Source organism: Variovorax sp. AC103, assembly GCF_979254005.1.
This window is the reverse complement of record NZ_CEEDFC010000058.1, coordinates 1-604: the sequence shown is the minus strand read 5'-3', so window position 1 is coordinate 604 and position 604 is coordinate 1. Positions and strand designations below refer to the sequence as shown.

Annotated in this window: 1 pseudogene; it reads right to left on the bottom strand. The window is 62.6% G+C overall.

What is annotated here, in order from left to right:
* A pseudogene (locus AC0IYU_RS34790) lies at positions 1 to 604 on the bottom strand (transposase); the annotation flags it as partial.

Genomic DNA, 604 nt, shown 5'->3' with positions numbered 1-604 from the left:
GCGCACCGCCTTCATCATCTTCGCCACCCCCAGAATCCGCATCACCCGCTTGAGGTTGTACGCCAGCACATGCAGGCTCATCTCGGTGCCCACATGCGCCAGCGTCTTCGTCAGGAAGTGCGTCGAGCCCATCCAGTGTTTCAGCGTGCCGAAGACGTGCTCCACGGTGCGCCGTCGCAGTGTCATGGCATCGGGCTTCTTGTCCAGTCTTTGCTGCACGCGCTCAAGCACCGTTTCGTGCTCCCATCGACGGATGCGTCGGTAGTCGCCTGTCGTGCACTGATCCTTGATCGGGCACCTGGGGCAGGCGCTGGTCCAGTAGACGCGCAGCGCATTGCCGTTCTTCTCCAATGTGTTGCACCTGTAGATGGCGCGCTCGCCGGCGGGGCACTGGTATTCATCTTCCTTGGCGATGTAGATGAAGTCGCTCTTGTCGAAGCGCCCCGCAGCCTTGGCCCCCGAGGTCATCGGCTTGGGCACGTAGGTGTGATGCCCGCGTCCTCGCAGGCCTTGAGCTCGATGCCATAGAAGTAGCCACGATCGGCGAAGGCTTGCAGCTTCCCGGTGCCCATGGCCTCGCGTGCCGCCTTGGCCATGTTGCTCA